Annotated in this window: 22 protein-coding genes and 1 tRNA gene; 12 read left to right on the top strand and 11 right to left on the bottom strand. The window is 30.7% G+C overall.

All coding sequences use genetic code 11. The features are described 5' to 3' along the window. The first annotated feature begins 22 nt into the window (after positions 1-22). Complete coding sequence (locus tag WG945_RS13865) at positions 23-1339, top strand: M16 family metallopeptidase (protein WP_068451063.1); 1317 nt, start codon at positions 23-25, stop codon at positions 1337-1339. A 10-nt stretch (positions 1340-1349) separates the two neighbouring features. Beyond that, positions 1350-2795 (top strand): M16 family metallopeptidase, encoded by a 1446-nt coding sequence (locus WG945_RS13870; RefSeq protein ID WP_082864270.1) that lies wholly within the window; start codon positions 1350-1352, stop codon positions 2793-2795. Between the two features lie 92 nt (positions 2796-2887). On the opposite strand, the gene WG945_RS13875 is transcribed toward WG945_RS13870, so the two are convergent. The 5 genes from WG945_RS13875 to WG945_RS13895 all read right to left on the bottom strand — a co-directional run bounded on the left by WG945_RS13875 (position 2888) and on the right by WG945_RS13895 (position 4572). Then, positions 2888-3514, bottom strand: a complete 627-nt coding sequence (locus tag WG945_RS13875; RefSeq protein ID WP_262501966.1) for a ChaN family lipoprotein — start codon at positions 3512-3514, stop codon at positions 2888-2890. Next, complete coding sequence (locus tag WG945_RS13880) at positions 3508-3771, bottom strand: ChaN family lipoprotein (RefSeq protein ID WP_262501965.1); 264 nt, start codon at positions 3769-3771, stop codon at positions 3508-3510. The genes WG945_RS13875 and WG945_RS13880 overlap by 7 nt, the downstream gene beginning before the upstream one ends. 268 nt (positions 3772-4039) lie before the next feature. Further along, a tRNA-Arg gene (locus WG945_RS13885) sits at positions 4040-4116 on the bottom strand. 59 nt (positions 4117-4175) lie between these two features. Further along, positions 4176-4406: a putative signal transducing protein gene (locus WG945_RS13890; RefSeq protein ID WP_068451059.1), complete on the bottom strand. Its 231-nt coding sequence runs from the start codon at positions 4404-4406 to the stop codon at positions 4176-4178. A gap of 13 nt (positions 4407-4419) precedes the next feature. After that, the gene (locus WG945_RS13895; RefSeq protein WP_068451056.1) at positions 4420-4572 is read right to left on the bottom strand and encodes an SsrA-binding protein; all 153 of its coding nucleotides are present in this window, start codon (positions 4570-4572) and stop codon (positions 4420-4422) included. A gap of 540 nt (positions 4573-5112) precedes the next feature. Here WG945_RS13895 and WG945_RS13900 point away from each other — a divergent pair. Beyond that, positions 5113-6051, top strand: coding sequence for a calcium/sodium antiporter (locus WG945_RS13900; protein WP_068451182.1), 939 nt, complete (start codon positions 5113-5115; stop codon positions 6049-6051). A 552-nt stretch (positions 6052-6603) separates the two neighbouring features. Here WG945_RS13900 and WG945_RS13905 read toward each other — a convergent pair. After that, positions 6604-7620, bottom strand: coding sequence for a glutamine synthetase beta-grasp domain-containing protein (locus tag WG945_RS13905; protein ID WP_068451053.1), 1017 nt, complete (start codon positions 7618-7620; stop codon positions 6604-6606). A gap of 167 nt (positions 7621-7787) precedes the next feature. Here WG945_RS13905 and WG945_RS13910 point away from each other — a divergent pair, with 167 nt between their 5' ends. From WG945_RS13910 to WG945_RS13945, 8 genes are all read left to right on the top strand, one after another. After that, complete coding sequence (locus WG945_RS13910; RefSeq protein ID WP_068451051.1) at positions 7788-9971, top strand: glutamine synthetase III; 2184 nt, start codon at positions 7788-7790, stop codon at positions 9969-9971. A gap of 431 nt (positions 9972-10402) precedes the next feature. Next, positions 10403-11359 (top strand): hypothetical protein, encoded by a 957-nt coding sequence (locus WG945_RS13915; protein WP_068451046.1) that lies wholly within the window; start codon positions 10403-10405, stop codon positions 11357-11359. A gap of 118 nt (positions 11360-11477) precedes the next feature. Beyond that, the gene (locus WG945_RS13920) at positions 11478-11918 is read left to right on the top strand and encodes a hypothetical protein (RefSeq protein ID WP_231874681.1); all 441 of its coding nucleotides are present in this window, start codon (positions 11478-11480) and stop codon (positions 11916-11918) included. After that, positions 11919-12641, top strand: a complete 723-nt coding sequence (locus WG945_RS13925) for a CsgE family curli-type amyloid fiber assembly protein (RefSeq protein WP_068451040.1) — start codon at positions 11919-11921, stop codon at positions 12639-12641. An 11-nt stretch (positions 12642-12652) separates the two neighbouring features. Further along, positions 12653-13066 carry a curli assembly protein CsgF gene (locus WG945_RS13930; RefSeq protein ID WP_068451037.1) on the top strand — a complete coding sequence of 138 codons (414 nt, stop codon included), beginning with the start codon at positions 12653-12655 and terminating at the stop codon, positions 13064-13066. Positions 13067-13075: 9 nt separating this feature from the next. Beyond that, entirely contained in the window at positions 13076-14422 is a 1347-nt protein-coding gene (locus WG945_RS13935; RefSeq protein ID WP_068451034.1) for a CsgG/HfaB family protein, read from the top strand. A 13-nt stretch (positions 14423-14435) separates the two neighbouring features. Beyond that, on the top strand, positions 14436-15938 hold the full coding sequence (locus tag WG945_RS13940; protein ID WP_068451031.1) for a carboxypeptidase regulatory-like domain-containing protein: 1503 nt from the start codon (positions 14436-14438) through the stop codon (positions 15936-15938). A 109-nt stretch (positions 15939-16047) separates the two neighbouring features. Then, positions 16048-17226, top strand: a complete 1179-nt coding sequence (locus WG945_RS13945) for an AIR synthase related protein (protein WP_068451176.1) — start codon at positions 16048-16050, stop codon at positions 17224-17226. Positions 17227-17367: 141 nt separating this feature from the next. Here WG945_RS13945 and WG945_RS13950 read toward each other — a convergent pair whose 3' ends face one another. The 4 genes from WG945_RS13950 to WG945_RS13965 form a co-directional block, all read right to left on the bottom strand. Further along, entirely contained in the window at positions 17368-17979 is a 612-nt protein-coding gene (locus WG945_RS13950; protein ID WP_068451029.1) for a hypothetical protein, read from the bottom strand. Between the two features lie 452 nt (positions 17980-18431). Continuing rightward, positions 18432-19352, bottom strand: coding sequence for an S-4TM family putative pore-forming effector (locus WG945_RS13955; RefSeq protein WP_068451026.1), 921 nt, complete (start codon positions 19350-19352; stop codon positions 18432-18434). Further along, positions 19345-20331 carry an SMODS domain-containing nucleotidyltransferase gene (locus WG945_RS13960; protein WP_068451023.1) on the bottom strand — a complete coding sequence of 329 codons (987 nt, stop codon included), beginning with the start codon at positions 20329-20331 and terminating at the stop codon, positions 19345-19347. Before WG945_RS13960 ends, WG945_RS13955 begins: the two co-directional genes overlap by 8 nt. Positions 20332-20515: 184 nt before the next feature. Continuing rightward, the gene (locus WG945_RS13965; protein ID WP_068451018.1) at positions 20516-21508 is read right to left on the bottom strand and encodes a tetratricopeptide repeat protein; all 993 of its coding nucleotides are present in this window, start codon (positions 21506-21508) and stop codon (positions 20516-20518) included. Between the two features lie 434 nt (positions 21509-21942). Here WG945_RS13965 and WG945_RS13970 point away from each other — a divergent pair, with 434 nt between their 5' ends. Then, positions 21943-24492 (top strand): adenosylcobalamin-dependent ribonucleoside-diphosphate reductase, encoded by a 2550-nt coding sequence (locus WG945_RS13970; RefSeq protein ID WP_068451015.1) that lies wholly within the window; start codon positions 21943-21945, stop codon positions 24490-24492. Between the two features lie 102 nt (positions 24493-24594). Here WG945_RS13970 and WG945_RS13975 read toward each other — a convergent pair whose 3' ends face one another. Next, positions 24595-25269 (bottom strand): N-formylglutamate amidohydrolase, encoded by a 675-nt coding sequence (locus tag WG945_RS13975; protein ID WP_068451013.1) that lies wholly within the window; start codon positions 25267-25269, stop codon positions 24595-24597. Positions 25270-25271: the final 2 nt, after the last annotated feature.

Below are 25271 nucleotides of genomic sequence, written 5' to 3' on the forward strand. Positions count from 1 at the left end.
AATTAATAACTTAAATATAAAAATGAAACAGTTACTTAATCTAATGATCTTTTGTATTCCTCTTTTTATTTGGAGTCAAAAGATGGATAATGTTCATTTTGAAGAATATGATTTGGCAAACGGATTGCATGTTATTCTTCATAAAGATATAAACGAACCTAATGTAATTGTTGGTACAAAATACCATGTAGGTTCTAAAAATGAAGAAATTGGCAAAACCGGGTACGCTCATTTTTACGAGCACCTTTTATTCCATGGAACAAAAAATATCCCTCAAGGAGAATTAGAAAATATTATTTTAAATGCTGGTGGATATTGCAATGCGTACACCAATTACGATGTTACGTACTATTATCAATTACTACCTGCTCACGAGTATAAATTAGGACTTTGGGTAGAGTCGGAAAGAATGTTACATCCCGTTATAACGCAAGAAGGAATTAATCGTGAACGAGAAATTGTGAAGGAAGAAAAACGAATGCGTTATGACAATAAACCATTAGGTAATTCTTATTTTGAAATGATGTCTAAAATGTTTTCTGATGAAACTTACGGGCACAATATGATTGGTTCTATGAACGATCTTAATGTGGCTTCTAAAGAAGATTTTGAGGCATTTTTTAAAACCTATTACATTCCTAATAATGCCTGTTTAGTAGTTTCTGGAAATATTAATATTAAAGAAACTAAAAAATGGATCAAACTTTATTTTAAAGACATTTCGAAAGGGAAAAAAATAAAAAGACCTAAGAATTTTAATAGACTCTCAGGGCTCGAAAAACATACAGAAAGAACTGTAAAAGGTTTAAAAGAAGAATCTATAGTAATCGGGTATCCGTTAATGGCACAAAGTGATGCAGATGCTCCAGCAATGCAGATAATAACGGCTATTTTATCTGGAGATAGCGATTATTCTTATTTTGAGAATCATCTAAATTTAAAACAAGACACCATTATTAAGCGTATAAAAGCTTCTTCTGATTTTTGGGAAAAAGAAAGTACGTTACGGATAACTGCTACTGTTAAAAATAAAAATAGCGAGCCATATTTACTTCAAAAAATAGAGCAACAAATAGCGCTTTTAAAAAATACTCCTGTAGATACTACTTTATTACAAAAGGTTAAAAAGAAATTTGAATCTGCTTATGTAGACTACTTTTATCATGCAGAAACATTTGCAGATAAAGTGAGTAATTATTACCATTTGTATCCTAAAACAACTGATATTAAAAGCCTGATAGAAAATTTTAATAAAGTTACAACTGATGATATTCAGCGTGTTGCTAAAAAATATTTAGATAAAAATAATAGCGTCGTAATTGTGTATCATCCAGAATAATTGATTAAAAATGAAAAACATTTATATAGTACTTTTCGCTCTTTATTGCAGTTTTTCGTCTCTTGCACAAGTAGATCGTTCTATGCCGCCGGAAGCAGATGAACCTGTGAAATTAAATGTAGGTAAATTAATTCCTATAGAGTTAGAAAACGGACTTCGGGTTTATTTGGCTCCCGTAAAAGAGTACCCAAAATTCACCATTTCAGTAAATATTGAACTACCCGGTTATGATAAAGAATCAAGGTTAGCAGAAAAGAAAATTTTAAACAAAGCGTATTCAAGTAGGTTGTCAGAAAAATACCCTAATGGAGAAATAGATTCCATTACTAGTTATTATGGTGCTATGTCTAATGCAAATATGTTTGGAGGTACTATAAAAGGGATGAAAGAAGATATAGATCCTTTATTAGAGGTATATGTAGATGCTTTATTTCATCCAATTATTTCGGATGCCTATATAATCGAGAAGCAAAAAGATCAAGTAGAAAAAGAAGGTAAGGAAACAATAAAATTACCTTTACGTAAAAAAGAGTTTTCAGTAGGAAAAGTTATCGACTCTTTACTATTTGGCAGTGAAGAGAAGGTTGTTGAAATTAAAAACAAGGCAATTGCAAACTTTAAAGGTTTAACAATTAATGATGTTGAAAATTTTAAAAATGATAGAATTTTAGCCTATAATTCATTAATTGTAGTAGTTGGAGATTTTACAGAAAAAGAGTGTAAAGAATTAATGATGCGTTATTTTGGGAATTGGAAATCTGGAAAACCGTATGTTAAAGACAGTCCTTTAAATAAAAAAACTTCAATTATTAAAAGAAGGAAAATTGTAGTTGTAAATGCGCCAAATGCAGTTCAGTCAGATATTTCTTTTAGATGGCATTTAGGTGATGCACATACTTATTTTAAAGATGATATTAAACTTGAGGTATTGAATGAAATTTTTGGTGCAAGTCAATTATCATATTTATATAAAAACTTACGAGAAGATAAAGGACTTTGTTATTTTATACGATCTTCTGTAGGCACATCCGCAGTAGGTGGTAGGGGATCTGTTTTTACAACGGTACGAAACGATCAAACAGCTTATGCGGTAGAGAATATTATTTTAGAAATGTTGCGATTAAGAAATGGAAAAGTAAGTACTTCTGATTTAAAAATAGCGAAAAATAGCTTAATAGGTAGTTACACACGGTCTTTAAATGCAATATCACCAATTCCTTATATTACGTTTGCAATGCAAAAAGATGTATATCATCTTCCTGATGATTATTTACAAAGTAAGGTTGATAAATATTATGAGGTAAGTGTGGATGATATGATGGAGATGTCTCAAAAATATATAGATCCGTTTAAATCTGTGATATATATTAAAGGTAAAGTTTCTGAGTTAAAAGGTACTCTTGAGAAGTTTGGAGATGTTTTGTACTTTGAAGAGAATGGGACTAGAATAGACTAAAATTATCGCCCCTTTTTTAATTATTGATTATTAAAAATCCCAGAATTTATTCTGGGATTTTTTTATTGAATAGAAAAACTAATTTTTAAAAATTAGTTTTCTGTTTGTGTCATATTATCTGCAACTACAATTATATAATTAGCAATACTTGCTTTTTCTTCGGGTGTTAATTTACTCCATTCAGATACTGTTACCGTTGTAATTGATTTTAAGGTTAAACCTGGCTGAATTTTATGAACCCACCAAATAATTCCTTGTTGGTAGTTAGAGTGGTAAGAGCCTTCTATGTGAAGTAGTAAATCTCCTTTTTTAAAGTTTTTAAGAGAAAAATGCGCCATTGTAGCATCTTTTGCTGCTTGGGCAGTTTGTATATTTAACATATTTGGTGGTACATGACCACCCATATTATCGGCCATTTCTGCATACGCTTTTACGGTAGGGTCAAAATAGGTTTCTAAATCAGGACCAATTAAAGCTAATGCTTCTGGGCTTAATTCTTTTAAAGCATTTATTCCTTTTTTACTAATTAAAGAAGCATATCTTCTAGGAATATTGGTTGCAATAAAACGAAGTTTGTTTTCTTTTGCAAATTCAACTAAAGGTCTATAATCTGTGTCATAGTTGTTCCACATTTGTGTCATTTCAGGAAGCATTTTACTTTCTGGATACAATCCTGATAAATATTCATTTAAAACAAATTGATTTCCGCTTTCTAACATTTCTGCTCCAAAAAATAAAGAATCTCCTTAATATCAAACAAATTTTTACTTACTTCTAGTTGCAACCAATGTGCAATAGGATTGTAATGGTATTCGCCAAAAAATACCATATCGCTATCTGCAAGATCTTTAATCATTTTATCATAATTAGCAACTTTTCCATCGCTTTTAAATAATTGATATGCAGGCTTATTTTGAGCTTTCGTGGTATTGATAAAAGAGGTTAATAAGAAACTAATAAGTAGTAAGTATTTCATGTTTTGCTGTTGTTGTTTATTGCAAAATTAGCGGATGATTTAAGAGTGTTCAGTTAAAGGTTTGTTAAATATAAAGGCTTTAATACTAATTTTATCAAACTATTTTACAGTGTTTTTTTTGCTATTAGTTGAGAGAAGTAAAGTGTTTATACCACAAAAAAAAATAAGTTTTTGAGTGTGAATACCTTTAATTTTAGAAAAGTGGGCAAATTGTGGGCAAATAAAAAAAACCAGTAATTTCCAAATCGTTGGAAAGTACTGGTTTTAGTGGTGACCATGCTAGGATTCAAACCTAGAACCTCTTGAGCCGTAATCAAGTGCGCTATTCAGTTGCGCCACATGGCCGTTAAGCGGGTGCGAATATAATATCATTTTTTGATAACGGAAAGGAAATTATCATTTTTTTATGAATTTATTTTAATTTTAAAAGAATCAATGATTGGTTCTGCTTCTTTTAGGTCAGTTTTTAAAATAAATAGTTCTACAGAGTTAGATGGAACACCAAAACCAGCTAATCTGCCAGATTCTACTCCGTCTGATACTACAGAGTCAATACCTGCTTCTTTTAATAAGGATTGTAGTCCATTTACTAATATAGAGTTATCAGTAAACACTTTTGTATAATCTTCTGACATAATATTGTTTTTTTTAGGTTAATGAATTTTTAGTTATAAAAGCTCTCCATCCAATAATAGCTAGTTGAATTTTAGACGCTTTAGAAATATCCAGTCCTTTTTTTGTAAAGGAAGGTAAAATCAATTTGTTAATCTTTGCAAGTGTTTTAAAAACTTGTTTTTTCATTGGTCGTAAATTAGCTTTCAAATTTACTAAAATAAACAACTCAGCGTTTAAAGATTGAGTTGTTTAAAGATAAGCTACTTTTTTCTCTCTTCATATATAGTTCTGTTATTTTTTTGTTATAATAAAATTAGAAATATAATATCAGACAGGTCTTTGATGAATTTAGTTATAATAAGAATCATAATAGTTTGGGTTTTAAGGTTAGTAATTTAGGTCAATTTCGAAATTGTTTTATCAATATATAACCACTCTATGCTTGTTTCCAAGAGAACTATTAATTATTAATCAAATTGATTTTCTATTTATAACTTAAAAAGTTTATTTTGTTTTAATATGTAAGTTTATTTACTTGTTTTATGTTATTTATTGTAATGTTTATGTTTATTTATTGTCTTTATGTGTAAGTGTTTAATGGGGTATCTAGTTTCGTTTTTTTAAAACAAAGGGAAATCTGTTTTGTAAATTATAAAATTTTGGCTTTTCATTTTTTATTTATTTCTTAAAGTGATAAAAATGTATCTTCGTCAAAAATTAAAATTGATGAGTGTTTTTTATGTTATTATTGGATTAATCTTATTAGTTGTTGGCGGTGAGTTTTTGGTGAGATCGTCTATTGGTTTATCTTTTAAGTTAAGTATATCTAAAATGGTAATTGGTATGACTGTGGTTTCTTTTGCTACATCTGCCCCAGAATTATTGGTAAGTTTACAAGCTGCTTTAGATGGTTCTCCTGCCATAGCGTTAAATAATGTTATTGGTTCTAATATTGCTAATATTGGCTTGGTTTTAGGAATTACAGCTATAATTGGACCTATTGCGGTTAGTAAAGATTTTTATAAGTTGAATTGGCCTGTAATGATGTTATTTTCTTTGGTTTTATATTATTTTTTATGGAACGATAATGTTTTAACACAAATAGAGGGAATTATTCTTTTAGTTGGTTTAGCTGTTTTCTTATTTGTGTTGATAAGAAGTGCAAGAAAAGAAGATATTTCTATTGAAGAGGTTGATGATTCCCTTGCGGAAATTGGTTATGGGAAGATCTTTATTTGGTTATTAATAGGTGGTGTTGCACTTTATTTTGGATCGGAACTTTTAGTTAATGGGGCAAAAGATATTGCACAGAATATGGGAATTAGTGAAGGTGTTATTTCTATTACAATGATTGCTATTGGAACAAGTGTGCCTGAGTTAGCTGCTTCTGTTATTGCTGCTATAAAGGGGGAGAAAGCAATCTCTTTAGGTAACTTAATTGGTTCTAATATTTTTAATATAGCCTCTGTATTAGGTTTAACAGCTATTATTAAAGAAATACCTGTTACAGAAGCACAAATTTTATCTAGAGATATCTTTTGGATGTTAGGCTTTGCAGCTGTTTTATTGTTGCTAGTATTTTTACCTAAGAAGTTCGTTTTAAATAGATTTAAAGGAGTCTTTTTATTTTTAGGATATATCTTGTTTATTTATTTGGTTCTTTAAGTAGCGGTCAAGTAATGCTTTTATATAAGAAAAACGCTATCATTAATTTGTTAGCGTTTTTTCTGCCAATATGACTTAAGTTTTCTTTTTGGAGTAATAACGATTTTAATACGTCTTTTTTAATGCTGTTATTTTTGGGAAGTCATGTGATGAAATCAATTGGTTGTTTGTTGTAATATTAAAAAGACCTGCAGTAACTGGTTTTTAAGATGGTTTTGTTATTTCTTAAGTAAAAGGGTTTACAGTTATTGATTCATTCAAGCTATACGTAACAATCAACCACATTGTGTATCGTATTCTATTTTAATATTGTTTCTCATTTCTTAGAAGTAATTGTTTTGGGTATTTAAAAATACTGAACTCTTTGTTTTTTAAGGGGGCTGTTTTTTTTGCGTTAGGGATAGAGGTGGTATCCTTTTTTAATTTTAGCGATAGCAAAAATTTAAAAAGATATAACGGATAGCCCGACCTTTGGTAACGCCCAAAATAATTATATAAAAAAAAGCACCCACATTGCTGTAAGTGCTTTTTAAGATTTTATACTGTTAGTAATTATTTTATTGGTTTAACAGTTTTAATAATTCTAGCAGCTACTTTATATGGATCTGCGTTTGAAGATGGACGACGGTCTTCTAACCATCCTTTATATCCTTTTTCTACAACGATAATTGGAATACGAATTGATGCACCTCTATCAGAAATTCCCCAAGAGAAATCTGTAATTGCAGCAGTTTCATGCTTACCAGTTAAACGTTGGTCGTTAAACTCACCATAAATTTCAATATGTTCTTTTACTACTGGGCGGAAAGCTTCACAAATTTCAATATATTTATCTTTAGAACCACATTCTCTTAAAATAGAGTTAGAGAAGTTTGCGTGCATTCCAGAACCATTCCAATCAGTATCTCCTAATGGTTTTGGGTGGTACTCAATGTACATTCCTTTACCTTCGGTTAAACGGTCTAATAAATATCTAGATACCCAAATTTCATCTCCTGCTTTCTTTGCTCCTTTTGCAAACAATTGGTATTCCCACTGTCCAGAAGCAACCTCTTGGTTAATTCCTTCAAAGTTTAAGCCTGCATCAATACATAAATCTGCATGCTCTTCAACTAAATCACGACCATGAGTATATAAACCTCCTACGGAACAGTAATACTGCCCTTGTGGAGCAGGGTAACCACCTCTTGGAAATCCTAAAGGTAACCCTGTACTTGTATTCATTATAAAGTATTCTTGTTCAAACCCAAACCAGAAATCGTTATCATCATCTTCTATGGTTGCACGTGCATTAGACTCATGAGGAGTTCCATCTGCGTTCATTACTTCATTCATTACTAACCATCCATTGATACGTGTTGGATCTGGATAAATAGCTACTGGTTTTAAAATACAATCAGATGCTCCTCCAGAAGCTTGTTTTGTAGAAGAACCGTCAAAAGACCAAAGTCCTAACTCTTCAACTGTGCCTTTAAAGTCATCATGCTCTTCAACTTTGGTTTTGCTTCTCATATTCTGAGTTGGAAAATAACCATCTAACCAAATGTATTCTAATTTAATTTTTGCCATAATATATAATGTTTATGTAATGTTCGTCCTACAAAAGTCAAATATTTTCATTAGATATCAAAAAAAATAGGGGTAAAATATTTAAAATAGCTAAAAAATAATTTTATCCCTAAATTTGAAAGGGTATATTTGTATAAAGTTAAAAATAAGTAGAAAATATTACTAATATGTCAAGGATTAGATTTAACGCATTGCAAGAAACACTACGTAGAAAACCTATAAAAGTGATTCAAAATGAAAAAAGATCAACACTTTTTGGTCAGAATGTATTTAATAAATATGCTATGCAACAGTATCTTACACGTGCAGCGTACGAAAGTGTAATGAATGCAATTGATCATGGTACTAAAATAGATAGAAAAATTGCAGACCAAGTTGCGGTAAGTATGAAAGATTGGGCAATGTCTAAAGGTGCTACGCATTATACACATTGGTTTCAGCCGCTTACAGGAGCTACAGCAGAAAAACATGATGCTTTTTTTGAGTCTATAAATGGAAGTTTGGCTATGGAGAAATTTGATGGAGAACAATTGGTTCAGCAAGAGCCAGATGCCTCAAGTTTTCCGAATGGAGGGATTAGAAATATGTTTGAAGCTCGTGGGTACACAGCTTGGGACCCAACTTCTCCTGCTTTTATTTATGAAACAACATTATGTATTCCAACAATTTTTGTTGCTTATACAGGAGAGGCTTTAGATAATAAGACTCCTTTATTAAGGGCGTTACAAGCTATAGATACACATGCTACTGCTGTTTGTAAATATTTTGATAAAAATGCAAATAAAGTAAGTGCTACCCTTGGTTGGGAACAGGAGTTCTTTTTAATTGATGAAGCTTTGGTGCTTGCTAGACAAGATATACAGTTTACAGGAAGAACATTATTAGGCCATTCGCCTGCTAAAGGTCAGCAACTTGATGATCATTATTTTGGAACTATTCCTGCAAGGGCTATGAGTTTTATGCAAGATTTAGAGCAAGAATGTATGTTGTTAGGTATTCCTGTTAAGACAAGACATAATGAAGTTGCTCCAAATCAGTTTGAGGTAGCACCAATTTTTGAGGAAGCTAACTTAGCAGTTGATCATAATTCATTACTAATGGATGTGATGCAAAAAATATCTAGAAGGCATAAATTTAAGGTGTTGTTTCATGAAAAACCATTTGCAGGTATTAATGGGTCTGGAAAGCACAATAACTGGTCTTTGTCTACAGGTAACGGAACTAATTTGTTAAGTCCGGGTAAAACACCAATGAAGAACTTGCAGTTTCTTACCTTTTTTATCAATACAATTAAAGCAGTGTATCATTATGAAGAATTGCTAAGAGCTTCAATAGCGTCTGCAAGTAATGAATATAGATTAGGAGCCAATGAAGCCCCACCAGCAATTATATCGGTATTTATTGGTAGGCAATTATCTGCAGTTTTAGATGAATTAGAAAATGTAACTAAAGGAAAGCTTTCACCGCAAGAAAAAACAGATTTAAAGCTGAATATTATCGGTAAAATTCCTGAGATATTATTAGATAATACAGATAGAAATAGAACTTCTCCTTTTGCTTTTACAGGAAATAAATTTGAATTTAGAGCTGTTGGTTCTTTAGCAAATTGTGCGATACCTATGACAGTTTTAAATACTATTGTTGCCAAACAATTAAAAGAATTTAAGATTGAGGTGGATGCTTTAATAGAAGAAAAGGATCTTAAAAAGGATGAAGCTGTTTTTAATATTTTAAGAGAGTATATAAAAGATTCTAAAGCAATACGTTTTGATGGTGATAGTTATGGAGAAGCCTGGGAAAAAGAAGCTAAAAAAAGAGGTTTAACAAATTATAAAACTACTCCGGAAGCCTTAAAAGCAAAAGTTTCTGAGAAAACCATCTCTTTATTTGAAGAAATGGAGGTAATGAGCAAAGTAGAATTAGAAGCTCGTTATGAAATTGATTTAGAATCGTACGCTAAAAAGGTACAAATAGAGGGACGTGTTTTGGCTGATATTGCAAGAAATCAAGTAGTGCCTACAGCTATAATTTATCAGAATACTTTATTAGAAAACACCAAGAACTTGAAAGAGATTTTTGGAGATGAATATAAAATTATAGCCAAAGAACAATTAGAATTAATTATGTTAATTTCTAACCATATTACTAAAATTAATGCTTTGGTAATAAAAATGGAAGCTGAAAAAGTGAAAGTAAATAAGTATTCTGGATTTAAATTAGCAGCGCATTATAGTAATAAAATAAAACCTTTTTTTACAGATATAAGGTATCATTGTGACCAATTAGAAACTTTGGTTGATGATAATTTATGGCCACTTACTAAATATAGAGAGTTGTTATTTACTAAATAAACAGGTGTTAAATTGTTTATCTGTTAAAAAGTAAGGGTTAAAGATGATAATTATTCATTTTTAACCCTTACTTTTATAGGTGTTTTCCCTTGTTTTTGTTTCGTGTTTCTTGTTTTTTTAGATTTTATGGTGCTGATTGTTAGTTGTTTGTGTTTTTATTTTGTTTAGGGTTTTTATTTTATTTTTGGAATTAGATAAATAATTCTTATATTTGACTTGTTTAAACAAAGAATCGATCAAACTATATAGTTTACAACAACTCTTAATTTATGGAGTTGACTGAAAATGAAAAGTTATACTTAATAACTTAACATTTTATCCCTAATAATTTTAATTACCCCTAAAAATTTATTGTAGTATATCATATTCAATTTATCTCGAATAGATTTTGATATGCTTAATTTTTAACTAACGTATTTAAATTATTTATCATGAAAAAATTAGTAATTATGGCTATGTGTTTAGCTACAGGAGCGCTTTTCGCGCAAACTCCACAAGCAAATTGTGACGATTGTTCTTTTTCTCAAATCAATTCTGGACCACGAGGAGCAGTGGATAATACGAGTGATATCACTCAGAAAGGTATTCTAAATACCGCGAATGCCTATCAAATAGGAAATGGAAATTACTCTATAATAGATCAGGATGGTAAGAATATGGGTGTTGGTAATGGAGGAGATAGTAATAATTCTAGAGTCTATCAAGAAGGTGTTAGAAACCATTCAGATGTTAAGCAAGATGGAGACCGTAATATAGGTGTGGTTGAGCAAAGAGGATATGAAAACTTTGCTAAACAAGACGTAGGTGTTGGGTACTCGGAAGATAATGTTACAAGTGCTTTTCAAACAGGGACTTTAAACACTTCGTTTCAAAAACAACGTTATGACAATAACACAGCAACTGTAACGCAGGTAGGTACTGGTTTACTTGGTTTAGGTGCAAATTATGCAGAACAAGACCAAAGCAGTATGGCTAACGGTGTAGCTGGAAGTGTTGCAGAAATAGACCAAACAGGTACATTTAACGAAGCAAAACAAGTGCAAAGGGGAAGTAATAATGACGCGTATTCTCTTCAAAATGGTATAGGTAATACTTCTGCTGAAGACCAAACATCTGTTGCAGGAAGTACTTATTCTAATACTTCTACAGTTGATCAAACTTTTGTTGGAACTCCATGGTTAGGTAGTAACTTAGCTTGTGTTACACAAGCATCTGTTGCGGGAAGTAATACAAGTGCAATTACACAGACTAATGTTGCAGGTATAAATGCTTGGACTCCTGGAAACTCAGCAATTGTTAATCAAACAGCTAACTTATCTAGCAATATGAGTACAATTATGCAAAGTGGAGGTGCTAATCAAGCTTGTGTTGAGCAAATTGGTAACTAAAAACATTAAAATATTAACTTAATTTATAAGTAAGGAGGGGGTTTCCTCCTTACTTATTCTTCTAACACCTTCTATCATGAAAAAAAATAAAAACATATGGTGTTTTCTTCTATTTTTATTGTGTAGTTTATATATTACTGAGGTTTCTGCACAACAAGAAAAGTTGCCTACGTATTTTTCTAATAATTTCTCTCAGTTAAGTCCATTTAATGCTTCTTTTCTTATGGGTAATGATAATTTGTTGATAAATGGAAATAATCAAAATACCTTATTTCAACAACAATCCAGGAACATAAATAGTGTGGTGCTTAATCAGGTTGGATTTGATAATACTGCAGATATAAAGAGTTCAAATCAAACATCTCAGAATGTAAATCAAATAGGAAATGAGAATTATTATAGTTTTATTAATTACTATAATAGTAGTCCTATTAACTTTGGTGTTCATCAACAAGGAAACTCTAATTCGTTACAGATTTACGGTACAAATTCAATGATAAACGGAGCTGCTATAATTCAAAACAGCAATAATCAGGCACTTATTATTAAAAATTACTAAATGCATTTTTCTAAAATTGTTTTTTTTATTATATGTTTAAAAAGTAGCGTTGGTTTTAGTCAATCTGAAAATGATGTTTACGGAAAAATTAATGCTGATAAAAAAGATAATTTTATTACTCTAAAAGCAGAAGTAAATAATGATGGTTTGTTGCACATAGATAAGTTGTTTTATAACTTAATAGCACTAAAAAAAGGAAAGGGAGGGAATTACTCTAATAATAGACAGTCTGGAGAATTTTCTATTAAGCCCAATGAAAATATGGAAGTTTCCACTATAAGGGTTAACTTAAATGGAGGCGAAGAATTAAAAGTTTATTTATTTATTAAATATAACGAAAAATTAATATCTAAAGATTCACTTTGGATAATGCCTAAAAATAAACAGCAAAAAGTTGCTAATCAAACAACTGAAAAAGATTTTTTTCTTAAAGGGATAGTGGTAGATGAAGCGATCACTAAAATAGGTAAAGATTATCATGATCTTTTTTATCAATCTTATTTGTTATCTGGTATAAAATATCCTTTTGTTATAAAAATAAAAGAAAAACCAGGTATGGGAAGAACGAGTATTATTCTCGTTGAGGTAGAGGAAGTTAAAATACATGAGTTTTTTTCTAGACCAGATGAAGAATTTCTAAAATCGAATGTAGGAGTGGCGTTAGAACGACTGTATTTTTATGCTAAACAAAGAGGAGAGTTAAGAAATAAAAGTAAAATGTAAATAAAATTGTTATGAGAAAAAAGATATTATTTATTGTGTTGTTTGTTTGTGCTACTAGTTTTTCATTTTCACAACAATTGGTTTATAAATCGATAAACCCGTTTTTTGGAGGTGGTGATTCTTTTGCGTATCAACAGTTGTTAGCTTCTGCTAATGCTCAGAATGATTTTGTAGAGGAGAACTCAAGTCTATTTAGTCAATCTTCAGAAATAGAGAATTTTACAGATAATTTAAATAGACAATTATTAAACTCACTCTCTCAAGGATTGTTTCAAGAACAATTTGGTAGTCAAGGCTTGTCAGAAGGAACCTATGTTTACGGTTCTTTAGTTGTAGAGGTTAATCCTGGTGTTGGTGGTTTAAGTGTAAGTATCTTAAATACGTCTACGGGAGAACAAACTCAAATTACTATTCCAAACAATTAAACAAAATCTATGAAAAGGAAGTACTTTATTTTATGCTATTTCCTAATAGCAATCTTTTTTTCGAGTTGTGGAACTTATTTTAATCAACCTTTAGACCAGTCTAGAGCTAGAATCGGAGAAAATTCATCACCGGAAATGTCTATAAAAGGTTTTTTACCAAAAAATAAAACTGTAGTTGGAGTGTATAAATTTAGAGATCAAACTGGTCAATATAAGCCAGTAGAAAATGGTTCTACTTTTAGTACAGCTGTTACGCAGGGAGGTACTTCTATGTTGTTAAAGTCGTTAGAGGAATCTAATTGGTTTAAACCAATTGAAAGAGAGAATATTGGTAATTTATTAAATGAAAGGCAAATAATTAGAAATACTCGTCAAGAATATGCGGGAGATAATAAGCCTATAAAAATGCCGCCATTATTATTTGCAAATTATATTGTAGAAGGTGGTGTGGTGTCTTACGATTCTAATATTATTACAGGTGGTTCTGGTTTGCGTTACTTTGGAGTTGGTGCTTCAGGTGAATATCGTCAAGATAGAATTACGGTATATTTAAGAGTTGTTTCTACATCCACAGGCCAGATTCTTAAAAATGTTTATGTCTCTAAAACGATTTTATCACAAGGTCTTTCTGCAAATCTATTTAAATACGTGTCTTTAAGAAGGTTATTAGAAGCAGAAACAGGGATTACAAAAAATGAGCCAGCTCAATTAGCCGTAAAAGAAGCTATTGATAAGGCAGTAGAATTGTTAATTACAGAAGGTATTATAGATGGCATATGGGAGCCTGCTGGTGGAGAAGAAGTTGTAGATTTTGTAAAAAAGAATTATAAGGAAGAGCAAGAAGAGGCAGAGTTAACAGAATTATATAATAGAAAAGAAGAGTCTAGAAGAGGGAAGGTAGGCGTTGGTGTTGTTAGTGGGGTTTCTAAAATTGTTGGTGATTATTCTGATGCAGAATTCGGTTTAGGAACAGATTTACTGCTTAAATTCATGTTAAACAAATCTAGATTTGCATTTTCTTTAGGGCTTGGTTCTACTACGCTTTCTAATAAAAATATATTTGAAAAAACAGTTTATGATTCTAGTGTCAATTTTGAATACTATCTACTCCCTAATGATAAGATAACTCCTTATGCTTATCTTGGTGTGGGGTCTATTTCTAGTAAGGATTTAAGTGATAATTACTTTAAATATCAATACGGTATTGGTTTAGAATATCTTATTACTAATAAATTGGGAATAATATTAAGAGGGGAGCAAAATATTCTATCAACAGACAATTTAGAAGGTTTGGTTAGAGGAGAGAAAAATGATAAAATTTGGCATGTTAGAGCAGGAATTAATTTCTATTTTTAAAAAATAAATTAGTATGAAAACCTTACAAAAATTATTAACTCTTGTAATTATTAGCCTATTGTTTAGTTGTGGTGAGGAGACTACAATTGGTGCTGTAGAGTTTGGGAAAGTTACAGGAAAGGTTGTGAAATCAAGCAATTTTGAGCCTGTTGAGAATGCAAAAGTAACTTTGTCACCCACAAATAATACTACATTTACAGATGTTAACGGAGAATTTTTTTATGATGAAGTTCCTGTAAATGAATATTCTGTAGAAGCTTCAAAAGAGGGGTTTCTAAATAGTTTTGAGCCAGTTTCTTTAGAAGCGGGAACAACCGTTAATGTTATTTTTGAAATGCAGGTAGAAACTGCATTTAATATTCCACCAACAAGTCCAGTTTTATTAATGCCTATTGATGGTGTTGTTGATGTTGAAAATTCAGTTGAATTGGTTTGGTCTTCTGCTAGTGTAGATGATGATGATTTAACATATAGATTAGAGATTAAAAATGATTTTAATAATGATGTCATTAAAGTTCAAAATCTTTCTGATACCACTTACGTGGTTTCTAATTTAAAATTTGGAAAAAAATACTTTTGGCAAGTTGCGGTAACGGATAATATAAATTCTGAAGTTCTAAGCAGTTCAAATTCATTTACTATAAAAGGGAATCCAGATAACAGGTATACTTATGTAAGAGTTGAAGGGGGGAATAATGTAATTTATTCATCGAGTTTAGATGAAGATTTTGATGAAATAAATACCGTTAAATTAACAGAATCGAATACAAATTCTTGGAGGCCTAGAAAAAATAATACTGTAAACTTAATTGCATTTTTAAGACTATTTAATAACGAGGCTCATATTTTTACCATGAAACCAGATGGTTCCGATGTAAAAAGAGTAACTTCAGATATACCTATTAATACTTTTGATTTAAACGAAGTAGATTTTTCTTGGTCTTCAACTGGAGATAAACTTATTTATCCAAGTTTTGATAAATTGTATATGATTAATAAAGACGGTAGTGGTCTTCAAATGTTGTATAAAACTACAAATGGACATTTAATAACCGAGTGTGATTGGAGTGATGATGGAACAAAAATAGCGCTAAGAACAAATAATTCTGAGGGTTACGATGGGGCTATTTATACCATTGATATGAGCGGAAATGTATTAACTACGGTGGTGTCCGGAAGTGCTGGAGCTTTGGGAGGTTTAAACTTGTCTATAGATGGTAATTTATTAATTTACACTAAAGATGTAAGTGGTTTTCAGTCATTAAGTTATAGAAGACTGAGTAATAAAGTTTTTAAGTATAATTTTTTAACAATGACGGAAACAGAAATATTTACATCAAGACCAATAGGTACTAACGATTTAGATCCTCGATTTTCTCCAAATGAGGCAGAAATAATTTATGTAAATACTTCTAATGATGGTGTTTCTGAAAATAAAATATTTACCTCGCCAATTGATGGGAATAATAATAGAGAAGAAGTGTTTCTAGATGCAATTATGGCAGATTGGGAATAATTAAAATAAAAAATATTCAACTAAAAAAACCAAATGATAAAAATCATTTGGTTTTTTTATGATGCCACATAAAAGAAAGTTAAATTTGCAGCAACAACAACACAACAACATGAGTCAAGAAGTTTCTAAAAGATACGCACAAAGAGGTGTTTCGGCATCAAAAGAAGATGTACACAATGCAATTAAGAATATAGACAAGGGCTTGTTTCCTAAAGCATTTTGTAAAATTGTTCCAGATTATTTAACAAACGATGATGATTATTGTCTAATAATGCATGCAGATGGAGCGGGTACAAAATCTTCTTTAGCCTATATGTATTGGAAAGAAACTGGTGACATTTCTGTTTGGAAAGGCATTGCTCAAGATGCTTTAATCATGAATATTGATGATCTGTTATGTGTTGGTGCAACAGATAATATTATGTTATCTTCTACTATTGGTAGAAATAAAAGCAAAATTCCTGGAGAAGTTTTATCAGCAATTATAAACGGAACAGAAGAATTAATCGAAGATTTAAAAGGTTTTGGAGTAACGATTCATTCAACCGGAGGAGAAACTGCAGATGTCGGCGATTTAGTACGAACTATTATTGTAGATTCTACAGTAACTGCAAGAATGAAACGTACAGATGTTGTAGATAATGCAAACATAAAAGCAGGTGATGTAATTGTTGGTTTAGAATCTTTTGGACAAGCAAGTTACGAAACTGAATACAATGGAGGTATGGGGTCTAACGGATTAACTTCTGCAAGACACGATGTTTTTCATAAATATTTAGCAGAAAAATACCCAGAAAGTTTTGATGCTGCTGTACCTGAAGATTTAGTGTACTCTGGTAATACAAAATTAACAGACAAGGTAGAAAACTCTCCTATTGATGCAGGTAAATTGGTATTGTCTCCAACAAGAACGTACGCGCCAATAATTAAGAAAATCTTATCAGAATTTAATTCGGATACTGTACACGGAATGATTCATTGTTCTGGTGGTGCACAAACAAAAATATTACACTTTGTAGATGAGTTGCATATTGTAAAAGACAATATGTTTCCGATTCCGCCTTTATTTAAGTTGATACAAGAACAATCTAAAACAGATTGGAAAGAAATGTATCAAGTATTTAACTGTGGTCATAGAATGGAGATTTATGTTTCTCCAGAAATAGCAGAAGATATTATTGCTATTTCAAAATCGTTTAATGTAGATGCAAAAATTGTGGGTAGAGTAGAAGCTTCAGCAACTAAAAAACTGACCATTACAAGTGAGTTTGGTGTCTTTGAATATTAAAAGAAATCAAAAAATAAGGATATAAAAAACTCCAAATACTTTTAAAAGTATTTGGAGTTTTTTTTGTTTTGAACTAAGAATTTCTATAGAATTTTATAAGTTGTTAAAAGAGTGACTAATTTTTGAGTTTTAGTAAACTGATTAATATTCATATTCTAGACGTTCTCTTAATTCTAGTAGTTCAGTTTTTTGAGGAAATTGTTTTATCAACCTATCAACTAATTTTTTTCCTTTCAGACAATCTTTAAATTCATTTTCACATCTTAGACTATATGCGTTGGCTAATCGGTGGTTTATTACATAATCGTTTGGTAAAATTTTATTCGCTATTTCATATTCGAAAATGGCATTGTGCCAACTTCTTTCTTTTAGCCAATTATCGCCTTTCAAAATATATACAAGGCTTCTTTCAGCTTTATCTTTTAATTGAATTTTTTCAACATCTGCTTTAGTAACATTGTTATTCTGACTAACATTGTAAGTTACTAAACCTATTATAGAAAGCAGAACAAGAAGCGTGATACATATAGTATAAAATTTTCTCTCCCTTTCTTTTATAATCTTTAATCGAATAGTTCTTAATTGTGCTTTAGTGGCTTTTTTTAATACAATTTCACCTCCTGCAGATTTAATATATTCACTTTTAAGACTAAGAAAAGTCCTTTCAGGTCTGAACAGGCTTTTTTTTCTGAGTAATCTTTTATTGTTACTCAAACTAGTTCTCATTCCTTGAATACTTCCTCCTCCTGCCATTTTTTTTAGTTTTTAATGTTTTCGAATGGTTTAGTCTATGAGAATTTCTGGGGTTTAAACCGCAGTTTTCTGATGTTTAAATTTAGTGTTTTTAATATTTTGGAGACATGTTGTTTTATTGAATTTATCAATTTTTTAGCCCCATTTTTGTAAACCACAGTTATTTTTCAAATCAGAAAATATTTTTAAAACCTTCTTTGGCTGAATTGCTAAATATTAAATTAACTACTTAGATTCCCCTTTACGATTATATGTGTAGATTATTCCAACGATAAGAGCAAGAAACTAACTTTAATAGCAGTTTTAGATAAATTGATGAAACTAACGTTTCAGTTTTATTAAAATAAATAGTAATTACATAAAAAATAAAAGCTCAAAATAGGAATTGATAGAATTATGAGCCTAGAATAATAGTGTCTAAATTTATTGAAGAAAAGAGTTGTTTTTTTAGGTCAGTTGTTTGTTTTAAGCAGTATTTCTAGTTTTTTTTCCACCGAATAATTCATTTCGTCCTCAAGTTTAGTTCGGACAAAATAATATATAAAATCAGGGATTAATGGGCTTAAAACTCTGTTGTGATAAATTCTATCTTGGATTTTTCTCAATAATTCTTGGTCAATTTCCGAATTGATATTTACATCATTTAATTTTGATTCTATTAAGTTTCTCAAATGATTGAGATTGTCAATTGATTCCGTGTTAGAATTGATTTCTTTATATGCAAACATAAACACAGGTATTGAAGGTAAAATAACTTCAATTAGAAATGTTTGTAAACTCAAATCATTAAATAACGATAATAAAAAAAGTGTAACTACGGTAAGAATTGACAAAACTAGAACAGTACTTTTATATCGTTTTCTAACGGAGTAATCGTAAGTTATATTTGTCCTTTGACAAAGTAAACTTGCAATGTTTGTTTTTACATCTTTAAGATTTAAAGAATACCAACTAGTTACTTTTTGAACAAGAGATTTATTTTTTCTTGCTTTTTTTGAATTTCTTCTTATGGTTTCCTTGTCTATAAAAAGTGAATTTAATGTTTCATTTGTTGGAATATCGAGAACTTCACAATCAAATTGTTCTTGAATTGATGCTGCTATGTTTTTTAATCTTTCTACAATTTTTTCTACAATTTTTTCGCCAATAGCAGCAAAGACAAGATATAAAGCAAATATATAGCTTGATTGGTCTATTAGTTTTGGGTCTAATTTTACTATAATAGAAATGATTATTGGAAGCGGTACAGTTATAAATATCAATAAACCTTGATAATTTTTCGCATTAGAATAAACAGTTTTTTGGGCAAGTAAATCATCAATTTGATTATCTTGGTTTTGTAGGTTTAATATTTTTTTTCCTTTATTAGCCATAAGTTGGGAAATCTGGTCCGAAAATTTCTCGCCATTTATTTATTGCTTTTTGTTGGTCTTTTTCGTTTGTTTCTGCATATACTGCTTCTTTAGCTTTTTCGTAAGCCCAATCAGCTTTTTTAGATATTGCTATTTTTTCTGAAAATGTAAATGTATTTAGGTCTCCTTGATAGCCCTTAGGGTCATATACTGAATTTAATATAGCAGAAGATAGGTAATAGAAAAAATCTCTAATATCAAAATCTATCCATTGGCTCAATTCCGTTTTAGAATTAGCAAAATTTAGAACTATATTCTCGAATAAGTACGAGCCGGTTGTATAAGTAGAATTTCTTCTATTCCAATATTTTAATATTCTTATTAATTGTAATGTTCTCCCATCTTTGGCTTGATTTGCATCAGTAACTCTTTTTTGGTCGATTCTTGGGTCAGTTGGTTTCCAATCTCCGTTTCCATCAGGAATTAAATATAAATCTATATCTGTGAAAAAACAAGGAACAATATCAAATACCCATTCATAAGAATTAAGACTCAATGTAGCAGCTTCACCGCGACTATGCAGTTCAGCCGATTTGTATTGACCAATTTGTGATAAAGAGTTTTTTACTTTATTAACTACTCTTCTCGAATTTAAAATATCCGAGTCAGATAAATTCTTCAATCTTTGCCCAGTGTTAGGTGTGTTTATTTTATAGTGGTTGGTATTGTATTTTGTATAAGTCGCACCATTTCCATTAAAGCAAAACATTAAATCGACATCATCTAATTCTCTAATTTTTGTTTTTCTTTGAAAAGAACCAAAATTGACGTGTTTGGATTCGTTTTTTAAGGGAAAATTTAAATCTTCTTTTGAATCTAATCCATTTAATTGTGTGAACAACCAGTCTCGGCTTGTGCGAGCTTTGTCAGTTCTATCTTTCAAAAGATTTACTATGTCGTTATTAAATTCGTTAAAAGCTGAATTTACTGATGTTGCCATTTGGTTTGTTTATATTTCGTACAAAGTTGATGTGTTATGGAAAGTGGCGTTTAAAGTGAACGGCTATTTTCCGAAGGAAAATGGGAGTTTACAAAAATGCAACTAACTTTGATTAAGCTAAAAGTAGCAATTTTTTATACACGATGTTACCTGTAGTTTTATTTATTTGTCATAATTAATTCGACTAATTTTTTGAATGTACTTCTAACCAATTTATTGCTTTTTCGTTTTTTAATTGAGCAGCCCTTTTTATATTCTCAAATGCCAGTTCACTTTCATTATTCTTATAATGTTGTTCACCTTTTTGTAGATATGTCAAAGAAAGAACTGATTTTAGATCCTTGCTGTCAGGGTTGATTTTTTTTACTTGTTCATAACAGGCAAGAGCAGAATCATACTGTTCTTTGTCAGCATAGTTAATTCCAAGAACTATCCAATCTTTTTCTGTTCGCCAATCAATAAGATTAAAGTCTTCCAAATCATTATGCGTTGGTAGTTTTTTCTTAATTGCATTGCCCACTTTGTAATTTTCATGTCCTGACTGAGGTAAGTCGTCATTGTCTGTATCAATGAAAGACATGTCAAGATAAATGTTAATACTGCTCAAATTTTCAATTCGTTTTTCTTTGTCTGGAACTTCATAAATTGATTCCTTCAAATTGAAATAATCGAAGTTGAACAATATTGCCTTTCTTATGTAATTTTTTGAAACAGGAAGAATACTATCTGGCTTGAACATCCCTTTATAATTATTCTCCGCTAAAACTTTTCCGTAAGCAGAAATTATTTCTTGAGAAAAGGGAAAACAATATAAGTCATCCAATTTCCATTTTAAAGGGAATTTAATATCATCGAAAGTTAACTTGGCAAGTAAAGTTGCTTTATTTTCATTCTTTTGCCTACCAAACAACATATCTCTACTTTCGACTTCATCTAATGTTTTTAGCCAAAGTAAATGAAGATTTATTTCTTGTTTTCTTTTCCAATCTCCCGAAAAGTTAGCTTGTAATAAGTCTTCATCAAGTTTTTTCTTGATTTTTAAGTATGGGGTATTGCTTTCCTTTTTCCTCTTTATAGAATTGAATAAAAGTCTAGCGACTATTAAACCTCCAATGATGTAAAGTATTGTCATTAATTCTGTTGTTTTATGTTGTTCTTTTAAAGCACTAATGTTCATTTAAGTTCTGTCAATCCGAAATTACAGCCAACTCTTTACATCAGAATAAAAACTTTTCCTACCCCAATCCATAGCTCCTATAAAAGTAAGACAAAACAAAAGATTATGTTTACGGGTTTCCGTAGTTTAAATTGCGGTTTTGCGTAATCTTGTAAAAGAGGTGTGATTTAGAGGTTTTTTTTAGTGTTAAAAACGCTAAATTTCTAGATAAATAATCTAAAATCAACTTTAAAATGCTGATATTTAGAAGCTTTATTTTACGCACTGATAATTCAATAAAAATAAAATTATTTGTTAACTTTTGAGTGTTCATAAGTTTTTAATCCACTATATATCAGTTATTTAGTTGTTTTTTCTTGAAACTTTATGATTTTTATCATCTTTTAGGTTGTATATTTGCGGGATATTTATTCCTCAAAAACTTCTTAATTACTATGAAATCAGATACTGTAATGACACCTCGAAAAACTTATTCTAGAGACGAAGCTTTAAAAGCTGCACTTAACTATTTTAAGGGAGATGAATTAGCTGCAAGTGTGTGGCTAAATAAATATGCTTTGAAAGATTCTGCTGATACTATTTATGAAAGCACTCCTGATGAAATGCATCAAAGAATTGCTTCAGAAATAGCAAGAGTAGAACAAAAATATACAAACCCTTTAACGGAATCAGAAATTTTTGAGGCTATAAAAAACTTTAAATATATTGTACCTCAAGGAAGTCCGATGGCAGGAATTGGGAATCCTTTTCAAATAGCTTCTTTGTCTAATTGTTTTGTAATTGGTAATAATGGTGAGTCTGATTCTTATGGAGGAATTATGAAAATAGACCAAGAGCAAGTACAATTAATGAAACGAAGAGGTGGTGTTGGGCACGATTTATCTCACATTCGCCCTAAAGGGTCTCCTGTAAAAAATTCTGCATTAACATCCACAGGAATTGTTCCTTTTATGGAGCGTTATTCTAACTCAACAAGAGAAGTTGCACAAGATGGTAGAAGAGGTGCATTGATGTTGTCGGTTTCTATCAATCACCCAGATGCAGAAGATTTTATAGATGCAAAATTAGAGCAAGGTAAAGTTACCGGAGCCAATGTTTCTGTAAGAATTGATGATGCGTTTATGAACGCTGTAAAAGGAGACGGAACGTATTTGCAAAAATATCCCACGTTTAGTGAAAACCCTTTGTATACCAAAGAAATTGAAGCAACTAAAATTTGGAAGAAAATTGTACACAATGCATGGAAATCTGCAGAACCAGGAATTTTATTTTGGGATACCATTATCAATGAATCGGTACCCGATTGTTATGCAGATTTAGGGTATAAAACCGTTTCTACAAATCCTTGTGGTGAGATTCCTTTATGTCCGTATGATTCTTGTCGTTTATTAGCCATGAACTTGTTTTCTTATGTAGAAAACCCGTTTACAAAAAAGGCGGAATTCAACTTTGAATTGTTCAAAAAGCATATTGTGATTGCGCAAAGAATGATGGATGATATTATTGATTTAGAGCTAGAAAAAATAGATGGAATTTTAGCAAAGATTGAAGAGGATCCAGAAGAGGAAACAGTAAAAGCTACCGAAAGAAATTTATGGTTAAACATTAAACAAAAAGCTTTTGAAGGTAGAAGAACCGGTATTGGTATTACTGCAGAAGGAGATATGTTAGCGGCTTTGGGTATTCGTTACGGAAGTAAAGAAGGGAATACTTTTTCTACCGAGGTACATAAAGTATTAGGTGTTGAAACGTATAGAGCTTCTGTAAATTTAGCAAAAGAAAGAGGTGCGTTTTCTATTTTTGATGCCGATAGAGAAAAAGAAAATCCATTTATTTTAAGAATAAAAGAAGCAGATAGTAAACTGTATTATGAAATGTTAGAGCATGGGCGTAGAAACATCGCCTTGTTAACCATTGCACCAACAGGTACTACAAGTTTAATGACGCAAACATCATCTGGAATAGAACCTGTTTTTATGCCTGTGTATAAGCGTAGAAAAAAAGTGAATCCGAATGATAAGGATGCACGTATCGATTTTGTAGATGAGGTTGGTGATTCTTGGGAGGAGTATGTAGTTTTTCATCACCGTTTTAAACAATGGATGGAAGTGAATAACATAGATTCTTCAAAGAATTTTACGCAAGAAGAAATAGATGAGTTGGTTAAAAAATCTCCATATTACAAAGCGACTTCTAATGATATTGATTGGAATAGCAAGGTAGAAATGCAGGGAGCTATCCAAAAATGGGTAGATCATTCTATTAGTGTTACCGTTAATTTACCAAATGATGCAACAGAAGAATTAGTTGGCGAATTGTATTTAAAAGCCTGGGAAGTTGGTTGTAAAGGTGTAACGGTGTATAGAGATGGATCTCGTTCTGGTGTTCTAATTGCTGCAGACGATAAGAAAGAAACTAAAATAACATCGTCTACTTTCTCTAAGAAACGTCCTCAAATTTTAGAAGCAGATGTGGTTCGTTTTCAAAATCAAAAAGAAAAATGGATTGCTTTTGTTGGTTTGGTTGATAACAGACCTTATGAAATTTTTACAGGATTAACAGACGATGAAGACGGAATTTTAATTCCGCGTTGGGTAGACAAAGGATTGATTATTAAAAATAAAAACGAAGAAGGACTTACTAGATACGATTTTCAATATCAAAATAAAAGAGGATACAAAACAACGATAGAAGGATTGTCTCATAAGTTTAATCCAGAATTTTGGAACTATGCAAAATTAATTTCTGGTACCATTCGTCATGGAATGCCAATTGATAAAATTGTAGAATTGATACAAAGTTTACAGTTTGATTCCGAATCTATAAGTACTTGGAAAAACGGAGTGCAGCGCGCTTTAAAGCGTTATGTAGAAGATGGTACGGAAGTGAAAGGGCATACGTGTGATAATTGTGATTCAACCAATTTAATTTATCAAGAAGGTTGTTTAACTTGTAAAGATTGTGGTTCTTCTAAATGTGGATAGAATTTTATACATGAAATAAAAACGCCAAATGCTTTTTAAGTATTTGGCGTTTTTTTTGTTTGAATTTTTTAATTCTTTTTAATTCTTTCTGATTATGAAGCTTTATAAAGAAGCAATCGCTTTTTGTAAATCTTCTTTTAACTGAGAATTCATGATGTTCTTTTTCGAGTATTTCTGATTTATTTCAATCTCAATTCCGATGTAATTTTCTTTAAAACGCTTTCTTAAATACGTTGTAAATCCGTCTGCTTTTCCGAGATAGGGATAATTAAAACGCACATGCCATTTCGAATTTATCCTATGCAAAGCCTCTTTAAGTTGTAACGCTATCTTTTTTTCTTGTTGATTTGAGGAGTCGTATAAAAGGCCAATATCACAATTTCGAAGACTATCATTTAAAATAGGTGTAAACGAATGTATAGAAAGGTGTACAACAGTATTCTGGTTGGTAATAAGTGTTTCAATCTCATTTTTTACGGACTTTCTATAGATGTTGTAGTAAGTTTTAATAATGTCTTTTTTCTCTAAATCGGATAGTTTTTTTGTAAAATCAGAAAATAAATTTTTATGCCAAAGAGATCTATTTAGCTCTATGAACAATCTACTTGTTGTGCTGTAATTTGTGTAAATTGCTAAGTGCTTTAGCGTATTAAAAACATCTAAAGCACCTAAATCATAACCTCTATGGGTATTTAGAATTTCTTTATCACTAAAAAGAGTATGGAACTTTTCTGGAATTTCATTTCCTCCATGTTCACAGGTTATTACCAATTTCATTT

It is taken from the genome of Polaribacter atrinae, from assembly GCF_038023995.1.
Taxonomy (GTDB): Bacteria; Bacteroidota; Bacteroidia; order Flavobacteriales; family Flavobacteriaceae; genus Polaribacter; species Polaribacter atrinae.

Coding starts and splice junctions, on each gene's coding strand:
- WG945_RS13870 (WP_082864270.1), top strand. CDS start 1,350: ATGAAAAACATTTATATAGTACTTTTCGCTCTTTATTGCAGTTTTTCG.
- WG945_RS13935 (WP_068451034.1), top strand. CDS start 13,076: ATGAAAAGGAAGTACTTTATTTTATGCTATTTCCTAATAGCAATCTTT.
- WG945_RS13900 (WP_068451182.1), top strand. CDS start 5,113: ATGAGTGTTTTTTATGTTATTATTGGATTAATCTTATTAGTTGTTGGC.
- WG945_RS13970 (WP_068451015.1), top strand. CDS start 21,943: ATGAAATCAGATACTGTAATGACACCTCGAAAAACTTATTCTAGAGAC.
- WG945_RS13895 (WP_068451056.1), bottom strand. CDS start 4,572: ATGAAAAAACAAGTTTTTAAAACACTTGCAAAGATTAACAAATTGATT.
- WG945_RS13890 (WP_068451059.1), bottom strand. CDS start 4,406: ATGTCAGAAGATTATACAAAAGTGTTTACTGATAACTCTATATTAGTA.
- WG945_RS13875 (WP_262501966.1), bottom strand. CDS start 3,514: ATGTTAGAAAGCGGAAATCAATTTGTTTTAAATGAATATTTATCAGGA.
- WG945_RS13910 (WP_068451051.1), top strand. CDS start 7,788: ATGTCAAGGATTAGATTTAACGCATTGCAAGAAACACTACGTAGAAAA.
- WG945_RS13945 (WP_068451176.1), top strand. CDS start 16,048: ATGAGTCAAGAAGTTTCTAAAAGATACGCACAAAGAGGTGTTTCGGCA.
- WG945_RS13975 (WP_068451013.1), bottom strand. CDS start 25,269: ATGAAATTGGTAATAACCTGTGAACATGGAGGAAATGAAATTCCAGAA.
- WG945_RS13930 (WP_068451037.1), top strand. CDS start 12,653: ATGAGAAAAAAGATATTATTTATTGTGTTGTTTGTTTGTGCTACTAGT.
- WG945_RS13880 (WP_262501965.1), bottom strand. CDS start 3,771: ATGAAATACTTACTACTTATTAGTTTCTTATTAACCTCTTTTATCAAT.
- WG945_RS13960 (WP_068451023.1), bottom strand. CDS start 20,331: ATGGCAACATCAGTAAATTCAGCTTTTAACGAATTTAATAACGACATA.
- WG945_RS13925 (WP_068451040.1), top strand. CDS start 11,919: ATGCATTTTTCTAAAATTGTTTTTTTTATTATATGTTTAAAAAGTAGC.
- WG945_RS13965 (WP_068451018.1), bottom strand. CDS start 21,508: ATGAACATTAGTGCTTTAAAAGAACAACATAAAACAACAGAATTAATG.
- WG945_RS13955 (WP_068451026.1), bottom strand. CDS start 19,352: ATGGCTAATAAAGGAAAAAAAATATTAAACCTACAAAACCAAGATAAT.
- WG945_RS13915 (WP_068451046.1), top strand. CDS start 10,403: ATGAAAAAATTAGTAATTATGGCTATGTGTTTAGCTACAGGAGCGCTT.
- WG945_RS13865 (WP_068451063.1), top strand. CDS start 23: ATGAAACAGTTACTTAATCTAATGATCTTTTGTATTCCTCTTTTTATT.
- WG945_RS13905 (WP_068451053.1), bottom strand. CDS start 7,620: ATGGCAAAAATTAAATTAGAATACATTTGGTTAGATGGTTATTTTCCA.
- WG945_RS13950 (WP_068451029.1), bottom strand. CDS start 17,979: ATGGCAGGAGGAGGAAGTATTCAAGGAATGAGAACTAGTTTGAGTAAC.
- WG945_RS13940 (WP_068451031.1), top strand. CDS start 14,436: ATGAAAACCTTACAAAAATTATTAACTCTTGTAATTATTAGCCTATTG.